The following is a 17,304-nucleotide window of genomic DNA, read 5'->3' as shown; positions in this document are numbered from 1 at the left end:
GTTGTTGTTTAAGTTTGTACATTTGAGTAGCAATGGAAGTTACACGGTATACTCCGGAAGAGATCTTGCAGATACTGAATGATCAGTACCATTGTCAGGCTGTATTTGATCCTGAGGTAGATGAAGGTGATGATCTGACCTTTGCGACGACGATCCAGGAATGGCGTGATACCTGTGATCTAATAGATCCTAAAAGTTTGGCTAAAGTTGAACACCGATCCTTTCAATTGGCAACTCCCGTTCAGGAATTGGAAATCATCTTATCGACAGAGACTACTACGCTCCTTGGCTTTTGCCGCTATATTTCAGATCATGCCGTTAAGCTAACAGTATCTCCGGTAATGAGTCTCGGTACCCCTTGCATGAGTGCGGCCATTTTCAAAACGCTTACAGCTAACTTGAAAGAGCGCGGAGTAGACGTTCAACACATCAGGCCAAGCTCCAAACTTGCGCCGATATTTAATAAGCACGGTGGGATATTGCTGACAGAAGTAAGCAAGTTTGCCCCCGGTGCTTTTACCAAATTTGAGTACGAACAAAACCGTATCAGCAGAACGGGCGGTAACTTTATCCTTCTCTTCTTGCTATCCATCATCGTCGTCCCCTTCGTTTGGCATTTCCATTGGATGCTGTTGCTTCCGCTTGGTATTGGCATCCTGCTATGGTATATCGGCAGTAAATTCCCTCCTGCTAAAGAGGTGATCGGCGGTTACTACACCTTAAGGGAACTGGTGATGGCTATGCAAGCCCGCATGTAAGCTTTGCCAACTGCCTACTTCCCACTGCCAACTGAAATGCGTACCGCGTTCTTAGCCAAAGCATTCAGCGGAGCATGAAATGTTGATTATCTTTGGTTTATTGAATATTCTACCTAAATGACTAAAGTGATGAATTTACAAGTTGTAGAGACAGACATAGAATATGTGCGGATCTTAAACGATAACTTTAGTTCTGAACTCTTTGTATTTACTTGTTTTCGGTTTGAAAACGTTGAGGAATTCTTAACTATTTGTTCAGAAGGGGAAATTAGCCGATCCGAAATTGGACGCAGTTTTTTGTTATCTAAACCAGTATTAGATCAATTTCAGCAAGAGGTTTATAGCGGGCCAAGTCAATATGTTAGTGCCGACGCATTGGTTTTAGAAGTTGATCTGCAAAGGTTAGATGCCGGTAAAAATATCGAGAGCATTCTTGCCGACGTGTTGTTTTATGGCGGATTAGGAAACACAGATTTTCAAGGTTCATATGATTCCGCACTGCAACTGGCAACATCGTTTTGTGAAAAAATATTCGAAGGAGTTTACACACAAAGGAATGCTTATTGCTTAAGGACGCTTTCTCCTTGGAATACATGGTTCATGGCTGGGCCATATACCTTCAGCGAAACAGTTTTACTTACAGTTGAAAAAACTAAAAGCATTTGGTTGTTAGCCTACTCGACCTCGGATTGAAATTTCAGATCTCAGTTAAGGTAATGGGTTGTCGTTTTAATAAAACCTACTTCGCCACTGCCTTTCTCACCGCGTTCTTAGCCAGGGTGGTCTGCGGAGCAAAGAAAGGCTGGTCCTCGCTACGTGCTTTATTGCTGCGTCGCGAACCCTCAGGCGTAAAATTCGATTTGATCTCATTTCTCACCTCCTCGCGGGTCTTTTTCAGTCGGGCGTTGGCATCTTCTAGGGCGGCACGGGCATCAGCTAATAGTGAGTTTTGTGCGTGCAGCTTGGCGCGGATGCTCGCTATCCGGTTGGTTACTTCGCCCTTTTTTAGTTTGTCGGTCGGGATGTCGTCGTCTTCGTCCTCCACGTCCTCACCGGGAGTCAGCTCTTCAACTTTGCCTTCTTTTACTTTTACTTTTTTGCCCGACGAGGTGACATACAGATTGGTAGGGGCGGGCTTGGACAGATCCTCGTCCTGATACACCTCGCTGCCGGGTTCCATCTCGCCGGTGTGGTGCAGGGTGCCTTTGTCGGTAATGGTAGCCTTGTTCACTACGCGTTTAAAAAAGTTCATCATCTTATCTAAGACAGACGCGGTCTTTTCGATAAGGTCCTTGTTTTCCATGTTCATGTTGTTGTGGGTTTGTTTGTTATTGGGTTTGTTATTTGTGTTCAGGATCTTGTTGATGCAGCGTTGGTAAACAGCCGGGGCCGCGCCGGTATAATTTCGGATGATGGCGCTATTAATAATGTCGGCACTGTAATCCTCCACCCGGTCAATAAAGCCCAGGTCTAAGGCCTGATCGGCGGTCATCCAGGTAACGGCATTGATAAAACTGTTGATGGTCACTTCGTCCAATCCCGATCTATCCATATAGATCTGCGCCAAGCGAGATTGAACAATGTTGAGCATCTGCACATCCTTCAGTAGTTCGTCGGCATTGCCGCCGCTGCCTACCATCGGTTTGTGGATCATGAGCAGGGCATATTTGCTCATCACCACATCCTGCCCGGCCATGGCTATAATGGATGCTGCCGAGGCGGCTAATGCGTCCACGTACGTGGTTACCTTGCCGGGATACTTTTTAAGCATATCGTAAATGGCAATGGCATCAAAAGCGCTGCCGCCTACCGAGCTGATGTGAACCTCGATATCCGCGCCGCCGGCGGCATTCAATTGTTGTTTAATGTAAGCTGATGACAGGCTGCCCGTACCGATGCAGTCCTGTTCGGTGTCGTAGAGATAAAGTTTGTGGTTCATTTTATAAATTATGAGTTTGTGATCGGTCCGTATAGCGATGGATCATCGGAACGGAGGGTCGGGTTGAAGGAAAAAAGAGGTTTGCGACGGTTATGGACGCTTAGCTGAATGGTTAATACAAATATATGAATTATATTCTAATTGGCATAATTTATTTTAAGTTTTTGCTACTCCAACTTCACCAACTCCACCTTGGTGGGCTTCCCCTTTTGCCAGGCATCTATTTTATTGATGTAATAGTAGGCACTGTCCTGCTCCAGGTAAACAGGGATCAGCAGGTCCAGCTCCAAAATGTCGAGCGGGCTGAGCAGGAAGTAGCGGATAACCTTCTTGGCGCGGTGCAATATCTTTTTCAGTTCGGGATAGTAGCGCGTTTTTAAGCCGGGTAAAAGTGCTGTGCCGTTGCCGGGCTTGTCGCCAAAACAAAGGTTATGTTCGCCGTCGGGTTTGTAAAAGTAGGGGACGGATACCCAACTGTTCACAACCACGTCCTTAGCCGCGTTGCCATCCGTAAATTTAATGTCGCGGTTGGTTTTGGTCCTCAGGTCCATCTTTTGATCAACCAATATCCTGGGCGATACACCCGTAGAAAAGTCATCGCTGCCCTCGCCCGGTTGGTTCATGATGATCTGTGCAATGGTGCCGCCAATGTAAGGCCGGTTCAGGGTGGGGGCAAACTGGCTCTCGAACAGGTCAGCGGCAGGGGGCAGGGTCTTGTCATCGACCAAAATGTTGGCGTCGCCAAACCCCAAAGGTAAAATGGCCTCATCTTCCTTGCACTTCATTCGGTTTACCTGGGCGTAATTGCCTAATTTAAAGCTGATGCTTTTGCCTTGGTCCATACATTTTTTGCTCCAGTTTTTGGCGATCGGGATATTGCCGACGATGTCCCTGAAAGACGCGAAGTTGATCTGCCGGTTATTGGCATCCGTTTGGCAGATGATCCCAAAACGTAGCAGTACATCTTTCAGCAGATCTTTTTGACTGATATCCGGGAAGATACGCTCGCACTGTATCATTTGCCCGTAGCGTACCTCTTTCACCTGGGGCCGCACCTCCCAGGTGGTGTTCTTATCCATGTTGAATTCAGCCGGATCGCCGCCTTCAAAACGGTATTTTACGGCCAGCTGGTCGCCGTTGATCAGCTCTACCTCGTGCGTTAATACGATGTTTTTCAAAATGGTGAAGCTCTTTTTATCGGGGCCGTTATCAACGCTAAAATAATAGTCGTACCCTGCCGAAAAATCAACCACATAAGATGCGATACCGTCAAACGCACCGGTTGCCGGATGGCTTTTGACGAGTTCGATCACCAGTGATGACTCGTTATCCGTTACTTTGCCGTAGAAATAGATGGCCGGGATACTCAACTTTACCGATACGGTCAGTTCACCGGGCGAGTCGTAAACATAACCTGCCTTGAATTGCTTGTTAAGGGCGTTCGCATTTCGGATATGCCAATGTATCATAGGATCATCATCCCCCTCGCCGGCCGTTGTCCTCACCAGGTTATCGCCAAGCGTTACGCTGATGCCGTCTACGTCCGGCTCGTTCTGATAGTCAGTACCATGTTCAAATTTACTGTTGCTGAATTGCGCGATCAGCTTGGGATATAAAGGGTCGGCCATTAAAGATCCTATAGCGGTATATCCTACCGAGGCCAGCATACGGTCTATAGCGGTTTTAATGAAGAAACCCGGGCGCAGCTGGCGCACATCGATCACGTTTTGGCCGGTCTGGTTGTAAGTAAGGTTGCCATAGTCCACTATAGGCCATATCCAGCCGTCGGTCTTTGTTTGTGATGCTACCACATTGGCAACACTCCACTCGTGCTCGTAACTTTTAAATGGCTGGCCCACGCCATAGGCCGACTTGCTGTCGCCCATCTCATACAGCTTACCGCCAATCGCGTCAAAAAAGTCCACATTGCCCGATAGTATGGTGATAGATGCCGTATCGTTATCAACCCCGTTCAGTTCGGCAAAGCCGTTTGGGACGATCTCTAAACCATCCTGAACGATCTTGGCCGGGTATTGGCGGTAAGGCCACTCGTTGGTAAAAGCAACATCATCCGGGAAACCCAAAATGCGCCTGTTGCGCTGCGTAAGCGGCAGCTTAAATTGGTTGCTGGTATTGCCCTGCTGGTTCTTCACCTCGGCCAGGTTATTGATCTGGAAGGTAAGCGCTATCGGACTGCTGTCAGTCAGGTCGACGAGGTGGTCGGAGATGAATAATTGTAAGTTCATTTTAAGGAATGCGAAATGCGAAAGTTCAAATGCGAAATGAGTTTAGAATGAATGCGGAACGCCAATTGCGAAATGAGTTTAATTGCATATTTTGGCGATATGCAACCTGTATCAGACCTTAAGCAACGTTCTAAAACCTTTGCGTTGAATATTATCAAATTGGTTAGGCAATTGCCTGATGATAAAGTTGGCCGGGTGTTAGGTAACCAGATATTACGGTCTGGTACATCTGTGTCCGCTAATTACCGTTCGGCCTGCAAGGCCCGATCAACCGCTGATTTTATTTCTAAGATCACTATAGTCGAAGAAGAAGCTGATGAAACCACGCTGTGGTTAGAGCTGATTATGGAATCGGGTACTCTGAGCAACGACTTTACGATAGCGCTACACAACGAAGCTAAAGAGCTGACCGCGATATTTACCGCGTCGGGCAAGACCGCTAAGGAAAACAAGGCCAAGGGTAAGTGACGTTTTAAGGAATGCGAAGCGGATGTTAATGAATTCGAAGTGCGAAAGTTCAAATGCAAAGTGCTCATTTTCTATTTTTAATTCATTTCGCATTTGGCACTTCGACTTTCGCATTCCTTAAACCTATTGGCTTTGCACGTTGATCCCCGGCAAATTAAACGTCACACTAAATGGCGCTTGCCCGTTCTTGGTTTGATATTCGGCAAAGGTGGCGGTGTTGAGGACGACCGTTTGCCATTTCATCGGCGACATGCTCACCAGCAGTTGCACCTTGGGCGAATACTTGATGGACTGTAAACCCTTAATATCGGCTACCGAAAGATCCTCGGCCATTACTTTCATTTTTACCCCGGCCGATTTGCTGATCACTTCCTCGATGCTTTGCTGGTTGGCCCAATCGGTCACGTAGTTTTTAATGATGACGGCGTTCTGCACGTCGAGGCTTATTTCCTGGTCGTACACAAAACGATAGTAATTCCAAGATCCGGTCAGGCCGATCCAGCGCAGGTAGACCGAATTATCGTCTACGGCTTTATCTATCCGTACGGTCTGTGTCCGGGTGACCGGTCTCGGTGTACTATCGTCATCATATTTCAGCGTCAACGAAAAATAATGCGCTGCCGCGGGGAAGTTTTGGTTGACGAGCAAACGGTTAAGCCCTATACACTTTGATAGTCCCTGCCCGCTTACCGATGCGTAGGCGATCACCCATTTACTGCCGTCCTGTTGAAGCAGGAAGGAGCCGTCCTCATTCAGTAAATGATTGTTTTGCAAGGTGCCTGTGATTGGCTGGCGGTTAATGTCCAGCAGGATCAGCTCGGCGTAGATGTCGAGTCCGGCTATGGCATCACTATAAATAAAGCCGATATCGAATGGATAACCATTACTGTAAGCCGGTTCGGCAAAGTCGGTCAGCCATTTGGCCAGTTTGGCATCATCGTCAACCATAGGGAAAGGCACATAGGCCGCCAGGTTACCGCCGTGCGCATCGCCTAATTGCTTGGCCGCGTACACAATATAATACGGCTGGGCAATGTGGTGATAGACCGGGTTAGCGATGCCATCCCATTGCTCGGCGTAGCTGATCTTGTACGATGCGCTTAGGTTGGTATCCTTAAAGTTCAGTTTGGTGTAGTCGCTATCGTCCTGTACCTGTAACAGGCTTTGCAAAAAGCTGGAGATATCGGCGCGTACCAACCCTTTGCCATCGGGGCGGTGCGTAGCCTCGATGGTCTGCTCCCTGCCTGTCTCGCGGTTAATGTAAGTCACCTTGGTTTTGATACAATAGTAAGGGCGGTAACGGTTAATGTTGATGAACCCGCTTGCCGTTTCTATGAACGATGCCTTGATGGGTAACTGATTGCCTGCCGCAACTTTGGTCTCGAATACACCTTTATATGGCCCCGCATCAACATACACCAACTCACCGGCGGGCAGATCGCTTACATTGCGGTTCACTATCAGGATGGCTTGGTCGTTGCCGTCGCGGATCACTTCGGTCACCTCAAAATCGCGGCGCTGATAAGTGAACACAACCGGGTTAAAAGCCGCGTTCCAGCGCGAATTATTGCCCGATCCGATGCTGACCGAAGGGTCGTCCACCAACATACTTTGCAAGGTGGGTAAGGTAAAGGCGTGTGTGACCGTACACCCAATAGCATCGCTTACGTAGGTGGTGTAATTGCCGCCCGGAATACCGTTGAAAATTGGCGAAGACTGAAAGTTGGTGCCATCCAAACTGTAACTCATCGGTTGTTTGCTACTGCCTGCCGCTATACTTATCTGCCCGTCGGCAGCACCCGGAGCACTTTCCTTTTTGTTGATGGCAACCTCGTAGATCAGCAGATCGCAAGCGCCGGGATCGATGGGTGGTTCATCGGGCTGGATCGGGTCCGACGCTACGATCTGAAGGTCGTATGTGTAGGTGGCTGTGCCATCCTTGCGCAATATCAAAAAGGTAGAGGTCTCTAACTTATCCAACCAACCCGATACGGTGCGCGTATGGATGCTGTCGGGCACGCCGTTAATGATCTTTTGATAAGTTATGCTAACGCCATTGCCGGGTGTGTCCAGCCCGGTGGCAGCATCGCGGATGCGGATGTAGAAGGTAGCGGTGTAAATGTCGTTCATCCCGGCATCGGATACGCTATTATCTACTTTAAAAATTTCAGCTATGATAGCCATGGTTTGGGATATTTATGGGTTAATTAATGATTCAGACAGCCGGCGAATACATGGCTGCCAGTGTCACCGTCAACCCAACACCCGTGCTGTTGACGTCGTACTTGTTATACACCGGCAGGCACTTGGCCTTTTCGCCCGGCTTTACGCGGAAGTAGCGGCCTTGGCTGTCGCGGTAGGTGCCCGCTTTTACCAAAAATTGGTTGGCTAATTGCAAGGCTTGCGCCACGTAGGTTTCGTTATCGGCCGTGTACTGGCCAAAATCGGTGCGGTACAAAAATTCGAGGTAGATGGTAAAGTTGTTATCTACCGATCCGTTGACCGAGGTATTGATCCCGATGTTTTGCAGCGGGTACATGAACACGCAGGGGAAACCAGCGTCGTCGGCAAGGGTGTTCAGTTCGCCCTGGTCGCCGTATAAAAAATTGGGGCCGGGGTGCAGTTGCTGCACTATTGCAGCTATTTGGTTACGTATGGGCATGGTTATTAATGAGTGAATGAGTGAATGTTTTTTATTGATGGTTCATAGATCATAGTTCATAGTAGAATGAGAAGGTTTTATTCAGATCGGTAAGACTAACCATGAACCATGAACCATGAACCATGAACCATGAACCATGAACCATGAACCATGAACTATTCTTTCATCAACTCCCCATACCGCTTTTGATAGGCCGCTTCGGTTTTGTTGAGGAGCAGCTTGGTGAGTACAGTATGGTAGGGTAGGTTCAGCACGGTGTCCCATTTGGTCACGTCGCCGCCGGCCAGGGAATTGATGGTGTTGATATATTTAAATGGTTCGAAATTTTTTATCCCCGCGCGTTGCTCCAACGCTGTAACAGGCGATGCCAAAAGCTGGTTCTCGGTTTGGATAAGTTTGGATAGTTCAAAAAAAAATACTTGCAAATGGGCAGGGCTTGCGTTATCGGTAATTGTCTTACCTGCTCCTCAAATTCGGTAGCGGCGGCCTCGTTATAAGGCTTGCCGGTAGCGCGGCAATAGAAGTACTGGGCCAATATTTGCGCACAAACCGTTAACGGCGGACTAAATGTTTCCTGCCAGTCATCCTCTCCGTGATCGGCAATGTGCTTGGCTATCGCATCGGCGATCAACTCGCGCGAGGCATAGTAGGCACCGGCCGGTTCCATAGATAGGTTGTTGGTGACTTTTACCTCCCGCTTGCCGCCATCGATCATAAAGCCGACCGTTTTTGGTATCGCATCGCTATTGTACAAGTATTTGATCTGATGAGCTATAGATGCAACGTCGGCATTAAATACTTCCAGATCTTTAACATCCAAAATATTTTGCAGATCGGCTAAAGGCGTTCCCGACAGGATGCTGACGGCATCCAGATCGCCCAACTTATCTGCCGATTGCATCGCGATCAGTTGCCCGAGCGTGATATCACTCAATTGTTGGGGCATAGCTATGGCCAGCCACCCGGTTGTGGTTCTTATTTTTCTTGTCATAAATTTTAAAGATGAGCTGAAGTATCTTTTGACTTCAGACTTTTGACTTGAGACTTTTGACTTGAGACTTAAAGGGTCACCCTATCCACCGTTTGCGCCAGGATATTTTGCTGGTTGTTCACGTCCTTAACATCCACATAAATGGGAGGGAAGTTATTGATCATTTGATAAGCTAAGGTATTGGCAAGGTCTTTTACATCCGTCACCGGTTGATTGTAATATCTATTGGCATTACCACCATCGGTAAACACGCCACCCATGGCATAGCCCCGTGTTGGGTAAGCGATCGAGAAATCCCTGCCGCCGTGGGCGACGTTGATAGCGCTCACCAGGTTACGCGCCCAGGGGTTGCGCATCGCTTCGGACACCACTACGGCTTCGCCCGATCGCAGGTAGGCATTGGTATCATCTGCACGGCTGTAGCCTCCAAGCAAAGCACCCCGACCATCCGACACGAATTGCCCGCCCCGCGCAAAGCCCGGCTTTTGCTTCGCTATCTCGGCAATGGACGATGCTGCCTGCCCGGCTATGAACGCCCCCTGCGCTATGGCCAGCGCTTGCCCAATAAATGGCATACTTGCATACCCGGTGAACGACGCGATCAAGGCCTTTTTAGTATCGATAATGATATCCGCTATCGCTACGGCTTTTTTGGCCACAAAGGCGGCCTTAAATATCGCCGAGTTTTTGTTGCTATGCTTCAGTACCGCATCCAGGTACTTATCGCCGGCGTGTATCTTGGCACGTACCAGTTGCTCCTCTATCGCCTTTTTCTTTTCGGCATGTTCCTCGTCTATTTTTTTGGTCGTTTCGTTGGTTTTGATCGCGTTGGCCTTGGCGGCTTCAAACTGCATATCCAGTAAGATCTTTTGCTGTTCCAACGCTTGTATGTTATGCCCGCCCGCGTTAAGGGTTTGGATATTATTTTGTAGTTCTTGCTCGTTTTTGGCTTGTTTCTCCTGCTGCTTTACGGTGGCGGCATCGGATTCTATCTTGGCCTTATCCTGCTCCAGTTTGGCAGTTAACTCGGTTTTGTAGGCCGACGCTTTAAGTTCTACCGCCATCTCCGCGTCCAAATAACCTTGCAACTTAACTATCTGATCGGTCCGGTGTTCTTTAGTAGCTTGGTCAAGTTGTTGCCGAATGGCTTGTTGTCGGGTCTTACTATCATCAATATCCTTATCTATGATCACATTTTTGGCCGCGTTCTGGTCCTCAAGATCAACTATGGCCAGGTCGGTAGCGTTTTTTCCGGCCTTGCGGGCAATATCATTAAGCTCTTTTTTATAGCTGTTCAGTTTAACAAGGCCATCGTTCTTAAAGCGTTGGTTGATCTGGTCTACAGTAGCAAGGTGTTCTTTTTCAAGTTGTTCTAAAGTTGCTTTGCTGCCCTTGTGCTTTTCTTTCAGTCGGGTGAAGTGTTGGTCGGCAAGGGCTATTTCTTTAGCATAACCATTTAGTGTAATGGTGGCCATACGCGCTTGTGATTCCAGGCGTTCTTCGAGGTCAAGGTCGGGGGCAGCTTCTTTGCCTTGAGTTTTTCCTGAACCGTTACCCGAGGGAGATGGGCTTTCGGATCTCTCTTGATATTTAGCTAACATTTCCCGCGTTTTTTTTATTTTTTCAAATATTGGTTTAGCACTCGCTTCAAAATTCGTTTCGCCGGCCTTAAGCGCGTTCAACTCGGTTTGTTGCCGTATAAGTTGATCTTCCCAATAGCTTTTGCCCGTCAATTGTTTTTGTTTGGGCGCTGTTGGAACCAATCCTTTAAGTTGGTGTTCAAATAATTTGTCTAAAGATCTTATTCGTTTCAGGATGTCTGCATCTTTATCCACATATACTTTATAGTTTTTTTCGGCCAGTTCAGCGTAGTCTGTTGTACTCGAAGTCCCCAGCGTGGATCCTTGGTTCATAGTCGTAACTTTTCCAAAGTCTTTGTTTTTCTTTTTGCCCAACCGATAATGGTAAGCGTCTTTTTGTGCTGCCTGGTAACCTTCGGTAATGTCCGAACGCTCTTTTAATAATTCGCTCATTTTGGGTTGTATGGCTTCTGCTAATGCTTTTCTTTTTAAAGCTTTAGTGTACTCGTCTAATGCCAAGGTGCCTTCGGCCGTCTTAATATTGGCCAGTGTAAGGCTACCTAAATACTCAGGCGAGAGCGCGTTCAACTTTCTTATTGCTTCCAGCCGTGTTTCTTTCGCTATCTTTTCATTTTTAGCTACTGCAAGAAGGGTTTCCATCTCTCCTCTCTCTTTAGAAAGGTTTTGGCTGTATAACGTAAGGACATCTTTATAGTCTTTTAACGCTTGGGCTGCGTCTTTCGCTTTCTTTGACTCGAATAAATTGCCGATAAATGATAATATTTTAGGGCCGTAGGCGGTAACCAGTGTGATCCCGATAGAAAGTGCGTTGTTCCACGACAGAAATGAAGACGCAAGTTCTTTTAATACGCTTTTAGGTTTCTGTCCGGATGCGGCAAGTTCTTTATTTTGCGCGTTAAGTTTCGTCATCGAATCCACCAGTTCGGGTAGCTTTTCGGCAATAGCACCCAGGCCAGCTTCAAGTCCATCGGCAAAAGAGGGTAATTTGCTGCTTAATCCGCTTAACGATGCATTAACGTTGTTAAGCGCATCTGCATAAGCTTCGGTCTTCTTTATTTCGTCATCGGTGATTCCGTTCAGGTTATTATTGGCCATATGTTTTTTTAGTAATAAGGTTTAATTAAGTATGTATCCGCCCGTCCGATCCATGGAACAGATTGGGCAGATGGCGTATTGCATTGCCATAGTGATGTAAATAATAGCCTGATCTTGGTCGATAAAATGCAATTTTCGGGTGCAAGGGCGTGGCCACCTGTATCTGTAAAAAGATAAAGTTTAGATCTTTGGCTGTAAAGAACTTATCAGTTCTGCACCGTTTTTAAAATGCCGTTTGTGAAGTAGTAATACGAGTTGTAATAAACCCACTGCTCGTCGTGGTTGTTGCCGTAGTAGGTATTGTTGATCTTATTTGGATCTCCCTTGATCAACCTAACTATATCGCGGCGCATTCCCAGCCTTATAACTCCTTTTTTTATTGTTTGTAAGTCTGCCGCACTAAGTTTATAGATCTTTACAGGGTCTTTTAAATACAATACCTGATCTAAATGTTGCCGTTCATTCCCACCGCTTGCCTCGCCGTACCAAAGCCCCTTACGCTCTTCAAAGTTGAAGAAGGCCCTTAAACCTGTCGACGTCCGTATATAGATCCTAAAAGGAGTCAAATGGGAGATAGCCAGTCCAACGGAGTCGACCATAACAGGCATGAATCTTAAATTGTCGTCGTGGATATTGGTAAATTTACCGTTCAATGTGGTATAAGTGATCAATGCACCACTTCTGAGCCAAAGGGGTTTACCGGTGTAGATGTTATTAAGCGAGTCGGCCGAATTTTTAAGCGATCTTGCACCATCGGCGGTTTTCGCTTTTGTTACAACCTCTTCCTCTATATTCACCAGATATTGCAATTCGTTAAGGTCATATTTATATTGGTAACGATAGTATATGATCCCTAAATTAGGTGCTTGCAGTTTTAAGTATTTGTAAGAATAACCACCTAAATATTTATCTTCGCCGGCATCGATACACGTAAATACTTTGTTGACCAATGCGGAATATGCTGAGCTTGTGGGATGTTCTGTTGTAGCGAATGGGACATTCCCGCCATCTAATGTATGTTTCGTTACATCCCACGCGAAGCGGTCGTAACCATATTTTCGAAGCTGGGCCCTAACTGTATCTATTCGGAACATTTTGCCGATGTAAGCCTTGGGGTTTTCCTTTATTTTGCCAAATTGTCCAAAAGCAAATACGGTGAATATTAAAAATTGTATGGTAAGGTATATCTTTTTCATTTTTTTGACTAAAGTTATTAGCAATAATAGCATAAATAGTTGAAATAACGAAGGGGCTTAAAATATTTAAAAAAGCGCCATATCATAATCCCTTGCCCCAAAATTCGGCTCTTTCCAGGGTAGTTTAGATCGGCTGCGCCTGATGGTGTTCACCCGTAATTTATTCAGGGCGATGTATCGCAGAGGATCTATCAGGTGGTTAAAGCCATCCATGGGTTCGTTAAAAGTGCGTCCGTTCTTGTCGGTCTTCCATTTGTATTTGCCTAATTCAGCGATCAGGTTCACGCTGCAGCGGGTGATGTTGATGCGGTAACGCTTCAGGATATCTATAGAAAGGTTCACCGTTCCCGGACCTTTCATGGCACCGGTCATATTCCAGCCCATGCGCCTAAGCTCTTCTATCGATTTTGGTTCGGCACTGTCGGCAATGATCAGCATTTGTTTGTCCACGCCGTTCTCGGTCAGCTTGCGCCCGATGTCGGGGTTGGTCAGGCCGCGCTCGTAAAACAACTCTTTCACCCAAAGCTGGCCGTTCTGCATAAACACTTCAATACAGCCTGTCTGGTCGTTAGTAAAGCCAAAGTCCAGTCCGCAGGCAAGGCGTTTGGCATGTTCGGGTATCTCCTCGCAAATGTGCCAGTTGCCTAATACCAGCCCGGTCACTTTGCCGGTGAGGCCACGGGCATACACCTTCCACAGTTCGATGTTCTCTTCTTTTAATGCCTCGATGCGTTTGCGCATGCCATCGTCACAAAACGGATTGTGCCTATGGTCGGATATGATCAGCTGCACATCGGGCTTGCCCAGCAATTTATCATGCACCCAAAAGGCCGCCGTTGGGTTATAATCAATATACACCCGCCGTTTGGTGCGCAAAGCCAACTCGGTATAAATGGCATGGTCCACACCGTTGGCCTCGTTAATAAAGAGGTAGTCGCGCTTGCCCGACTTAGCATCCTGCCCGTCGTGGTAACTATTGAACTCGATAATGCTACCATTCACAAATTCGAACACCCTGTCGCTACGGTTGTAATTAGCCACCCAGCGTTGCAGCAGGGCAGAGTTTTTGTAGATGGTCAAGGCATCCCGCAAAGCGCCCGCCTTTAGGTTAGGTATGTCCTGCCCGACAACGGTGATCACCATGCCTTCCTCGGCACAAGCCATGCAAAAGAGAACCTGCAAAATAGCATAAGTTTTACCCGAACTGGTGCCGCCCTGGTTTACCACCACATGCGTGTTGGCGTTGTAGTTCTGTTGAAATAAGGTTGAGGTTGAAAGTCCTTTCATGTTTTTTTTGTCGTGATTTCACCGATGTTTTTTTGATTTCACCGATTTTTTTTGTGTCGGTCTACAATGCTTTAAAGTCGCGCTTCCCCTCTTGAGAGGGGTGTGTTCAGTTTGTAAGGTCTGCGATAACACACCCTATGTAAGTTTGTGCTTTATGATAGTTAAGTGCGTCCCCTCTCGAGAGGGGGAACCTGGGCTTGTCGGTTTTTACTGAGCCAGTGGGGCTCGCCATTTACCCCTTATTAAAGTTTCTGCTAAAAGCAGTGTCTGTGGTGTTCCCCTAAAATAGGGGAAAGCAGAGGCAGTGCAATTTGCACTTGCTTTGATAAGGGGTAGTTCACTCGCAGTGATTGCCTCCTACCATGATCTATGAACCATTAACCATGAACTCGAAAGCCCTACATCACCACATCCCCTTCAGCCGCCGCCAGCGGCGGGGCGTTCTCGCCCTCTACAATGATCTTCATTTTGCGGGGCATGGGCTTTTGGTCGGCCTTGTCTTTGTCGTTCCAGCCCAGGTTTTTGAGGGCGAAAACGGCGCCGCCGTGGGTGTGTTGGTGCAGTTTCTTTTCGTACTCGGCTTCGATACGTAGCCTGGCCCGTTTAAGGATGACGGCGAATTTGCCCCTGCGTTCCTTTTTATCAAAGGCATCCCGGCTTTCTATCCCCAAAAACAGGATCAATCCTGTAATGGTGGGCGGCTCGGGCTGGCGGATCCAGATCTTTTGCGGCTCGGCTTTTTTGCTGCGCGATGTGGTAGGTTCCAGCTTGTACTCGCCGGCTATATGCGTAAAATAGGCATCAATAAGGCTATCCAATTGATGGGTAGTGGTGAAAAGCATGATGATAAGGTTTTTATGTTTAAAATGCCGATCGGCATTTGATTGATATAAAGGTACGGAGAATAAATTTCATTTGCAAATATATTTAGCATTTTTTTTCAACTTATGTGATGTGATATTTATGCTGTTGGGCATATATGCTTTGCTAAATATTACCGGCGTGTACCTCTGTCTCGATCAGTTGTGTTAGGATAGCTTTCAGCATGGCCTCGCGCGCCCAGGTCTGCTCGGTAGGCGAGGCGTCGTCGCGGTACCAGCTGATCGGGTTATTGATGTCGACCCGCTTGCGATAGCTGAACTTTTTATCGGCGTGCATTTTTGTAGCCTCGTAGCTGTTAAAGCCCTGCTCGCGGATCAGCTTGGCAAACTGGCGTAGTTGAATGTCCAGATTTAAGCACTCGTCTAAGGAATTCTTATAGTTATGCTTGTCCTCGAGCCAAAAGGTAATGTGTTCGCCATTGATCTCGTGATCGGCAATGGCTATGCGACTGTAATCAAAGTCGACCGATATAACGAGCCACCAAAGCTCGTTACGTAATTTGTGTGGTATTTTTATGGTTGCCATGGGGAATGGTTATGTTGGTTTATTGTGTTTTGTTTTTTCAAGCCGCTCTTTCCGCCGAAGGCCAAGAGGGTGGCGAGCTAAGCGATGTCGGGTGAGTCAACTCGGCGGCAATGCATAACCGCTCTGCTCGCCGGTCTACTCACCCCGACGTACCGCCTTCGGCGGTCGTCGTGCCCTCTCTTCGCCTTTGGCGGAAAGAGGGCGGGGGAGTGTGTTATTGGTTGTTTACCGCCAACTGCCCGCTGCTAACTCCTCGTGCAGGGTGTTGCGGGGTAAATTCCGGCATATACTTCCTTATCTCGGCAATGGTCTGCTCGTGTTTTTGGCAGGCGGACAGGTAACCCTGGTAGCGGGCCAATGCGGGGCTTTGTTTTGCGTTGCGGTTGTTGCGGATGGCGGAGTAAGCGATGTGCATAGCGGTGAAGTTTTATTTCTGTAATTGTATTCAAGAGATGTTTTTATATCTTTGAATATTGACATTACAAATATAAAGAAAATTCTTTATATAAATCAAGAAAAATTTAAAATATTTTTTTGACGCCATGGATACACCCGACAAACCAAACAAAATAAAAACGGTACGCCCTGAAACTCTGGAGTTTATCATTTTATACAATCAGCTGCGCGGAAAGGCCTTTACGGGCAATATTCAGCTGGCCGAGGTGCTGGGCTTTAATTCGCCGGCCAGTATCACCGAGATCATCAAGAGTCGTCAAAATATAGACCCTGAAAAATTAAAGAAATTTAAAGAGGAGTATAAAGAATTTTTATCACCTTTCAAGAAACAGGAGTTAGCCGCTACAAATACCACAGGCAGTACTTTCATAGGCATACCGATGTTCGAGGTGGTAGCCACGGCCAGTGGTGTCGAGGTTTATAACGACATTAACGATGCTAATCCCGTAGGCCACATGAATTTCCCGGGGATAGAGGATTGCGATTTCGCGCTGCCGGTTTGGGGGCACTCCATGTATCCTTATTTGGAGAATGGCTGTTGGGTGGCCCTCAAGATCATCCGTGATATGAAGATCCTGCCCGGCGAGGTATATTATATAGAGTGGGGCGATTACCGTATGTACAAGCGCCTACTGGCCGGCGACAGCCCCGACGAGGTGATAGCCCACTCGGACAATGTGACCGAGATGATCGGCAACCGCCTAAAATATGCGCCTTTTACCATCAGGCTGGAAGATATCAAAAAGCTGTGCCTGGTGAAAGACATCCACAAAAAGCATAACCATTAATTAAAACATGCGCTGGCTGCCGCAGGAAGGTCCGCCGCAGCGGACGGTCGTTTATTATTTGATCACAACCCCGCTGCTGGTACTGGCTCTTGCTTTCGGCGGCGGGTCGGGGCCTTGTACACCGTCGGTGGGCATATCATTATCGATCCTATTCTTTATGATAGCCTGTGTCGGCTTGCTGCTAAATTTAGCTTTGGGGGTTGCAAATACGATCTTTCTTCGCCAACGTTTAACGGCCGCGGCCATTCACGGTAGTGTTATGGGTATCGTTTTAGCGCTACTGGTTGTGGGTAATATGTTCTCCTGGAAAAAAAATATCCACGCCTGTGGACAAAAAGGGGACAGTCATTAAAAAAATATTTATCCTAAGAATGTCTATACAAGTGAGTTAGGGCCGTTTTTGAACAAAA

The 17,304-nt window shown here is 47.2% G+C and carries 17 protein-coding genes; 5 read left to right on the top strand and 12 right to left on the bottom strand.

Annotation, left to right across the window (positions count from 1 at the left end; translation table 11 throughout):
* Positions 1–32: 32 nt before the first annotated feature.
* Both IRJ16_RS08990 and IRJ16_RS08985 read left to right on the top strand, forming a co-directional pair.
* Positions 33–758, top strand: coding sequence for a hypothetical protein (locus tag IRJ16_RS08990; protein ID WP_194111218.1), 726 nt, complete (start codon positions 33–35; stop codon positions 756–758).
* Positions 759–887: 129 nt separating this feature from the next.
* Positions 888–1,451: a hypothetical protein gene (locus IRJ16_RS08985; RefSeq protein ID WP_194111217.1), complete on the top strand. Its 564-nt coding sequence runs from the start codon at positions 888–890 to the stop codon at positions 1,449–1,451.
* A gap of 46 nt (positions 1,452–1,497) precedes the next feature.
* Here IRJ16_RS08985 and IRJ16_RS08980 read toward each other — a convergent pair whose 3' ends face one another.
* Both IRJ16_RS08980 and IRJ16_RS08975 read right to left on the bottom strand, forming a co-directional pair.
* Positions 1,498–2,697 (bottom strand): head maturation protease, ClpP-related, encoded by a 1,200-nt coding sequence (locus tag IRJ16_RS08980; protein WP_194111216.1) that lies wholly within the window; start codon positions 2,695–2,697, stop codon positions 1,498–1,500.
* Between the two features lie 167 nt (positions 2,698–2,864).
* Entirely contained in the window at positions 2,865–4,943 is a 2,079-nt protein-coding gene (locus tag IRJ16_RS08975; RefSeq protein ID WP_194111215.1) for a hypothetical protein, read from the bottom strand.
* Between the two features lie 72 nt (positions 4,944–5,015).
* On the opposite strand from IRJ16_RS08975, the gene IRJ16_RS08970 reads away from it, so the two are divergent.
* Positions 5,016–5,411, top strand: a complete 396-nt coding sequence (locus tag IRJ16_RS08970) for a four helix bundle protein (protein ID WP_228079964.1) — start codon at positions 5,016–5,018, stop codon at positions 5,409–5,411.
* 123 nt (positions 5,412–5,534) lie between these two features.
* On the opposite strand, the gene IRJ16_RS08965 is transcribed toward IRJ16_RS08970, so the two are convergent.
* The 10 genes from IRJ16_RS08965 to IRJ16_RS08920 form a co-directional block, all read right to left on the bottom strand.
* Positions 5,535–7,595, bottom strand: a complete 2,061-nt coding sequence (locus IRJ16_RS08965) for a hypothetical protein (RefSeq protein WP_194111214.1) — start codon at positions 7,593–7,595, stop codon at positions 5,535–5,537.
* Between the two features lie 31 nt (positions 7,596–7,626).
* Positions 7,627–8,073: a hypothetical protein gene (locus tag IRJ16_RS08960; protein ID WP_194111213.1), complete on the bottom strand. Its 447-nt coding sequence runs from the start codon at positions 8,071–8,073 to the stop codon at positions 7,627–7,629.
* Positions 8,074–8,228: 155 nt separating this feature from the next.
* Entirely contained in the window at positions 8,229–8,444 is a 216-nt protein-coding gene (locus IRJ16_RS08955; protein WP_194111212.1) for a hypothetical protein, read from the bottom strand.
* The gene (locus IRJ16_RS08950; RefSeq protein WP_194111211.1) at positions 8,402–9,064 is read right to left on the bottom strand and encodes a hypothetical protein; all 663 of its coding nucleotides are present in this window, start codon (positions 9,062–9,064) and stop codon (positions 8,402–8,404) included. The genes IRJ16_RS08955 and IRJ16_RS08950 overlap by 43 nt, the downstream gene beginning before the upstream one ends.
* A gap of 68 nt (positions 9,065–9,132) precedes the next feature.
* On the bottom strand, positions 9,133–11,760 hold the full coding sequence (locus tag IRJ16_RS08945; protein ID WP_194111210.1) for a coiled-coil domain-containing protein: 2,628 nt from the start codon (positions 11,758–11,760) through the stop codon (positions 9,133–9,135).
* A gap of 206 nt (positions 11,761–11,966) precedes the next feature.
* The gene (locus IRJ16_RS08940) at positions 11,967–12,956 is read right to left on the bottom strand and encodes a hypothetical protein (protein WP_194111209.1); all 990 of its coding nucleotides are present in this window, start codon (positions 12,954–12,956) and stop codon (positions 11,967–11,969) included.
* Positions 12,957–13,022: 66 nt separating this feature from the next.
* Positions 13,023–14,243 carry a terminase large subunit gene (locus IRJ16_RS08935; RefSeq protein WP_194111208.1) on the bottom strand — a complete coding sequence of 407 codons (1,221 nt, stop codon included), beginning with the start codon at positions 14,241–14,243 and terminating at the stop codon, positions 13,023–13,025.
* 398 nt (positions 14,244–14,641) lie between these two features.
* A complete protein-coding gene (locus tag IRJ16_RS08930; protein ID WP_194111207.1) occupies positions 14,642–15,085 on the bottom strand; it encodes a terminase small subunit in 444 nt (147 codons plus the stop codon).
* Positions 15,086–15,230: 145 nt separating this feature from the next.
* Positions 15,231–15,650: a hypothetical protein gene (locus IRJ16_RS08925; RefSeq protein WP_194111206.1), complete on the bottom strand. Its 420-nt coding sequence runs from the start codon at positions 15,648–15,650 to the stop codon at positions 15,231–15,233.
* Between the two features lie 214 nt (positions 15,651–15,864).
* Complete coding sequence (locus tag IRJ16_RS08920; protein ID WP_194111205.1) at positions 15,865–16,065, bottom strand: hypothetical protein; 201 nt, start codon at positions 16,063–16,065, stop codon at positions 15,865–15,867.
* Positions 16,066–16,192: 127 nt separating this feature from the next.
* Between IRJ16_RS08920 and IRJ16_RS08915 the strand changes: the two genes are divergently transcribed.
* Complete coding sequence (locus IRJ16_RS08915) at positions 16,193–16,894, top strand: S24 family peptidase (RefSeq protein ID WP_194111204.1); 702 nt, start codon at positions 16,193–16,195, stop codon at positions 16,892–16,894.
* Between the two features lie 7 nt (positions 16,895–16,901).
* Positions 16,902–17,246 carry a hypothetical protein gene (locus IRJ16_RS08910; protein ID WP_194111203.1) on the top strand — a complete coding sequence of 115 codons (345 nt, stop codon included), beginning with the start codon at positions 16,902–16,904 and terminating at the stop codon, positions 17,244–17,246.
* Positions 17,247–17,304 lie beyond the last annotated feature (58 nt).

Origin of the sequence: Mucilaginibacter myungsuensis (assembly GCF_015222005.1) — a bacterium.
GTDB lineage: Bacteria > Bacteroidota > Bacteroidia > Sphingobacteriales > Sphingobacteriaceae > Mucilaginibacter > Mucilaginibacter myungsuensis.
The sequence above is the reverse complement of the archived record's forward strand: the minus strand, read 5'-3'. Positions and strand labels throughout refer to the sequence as shown.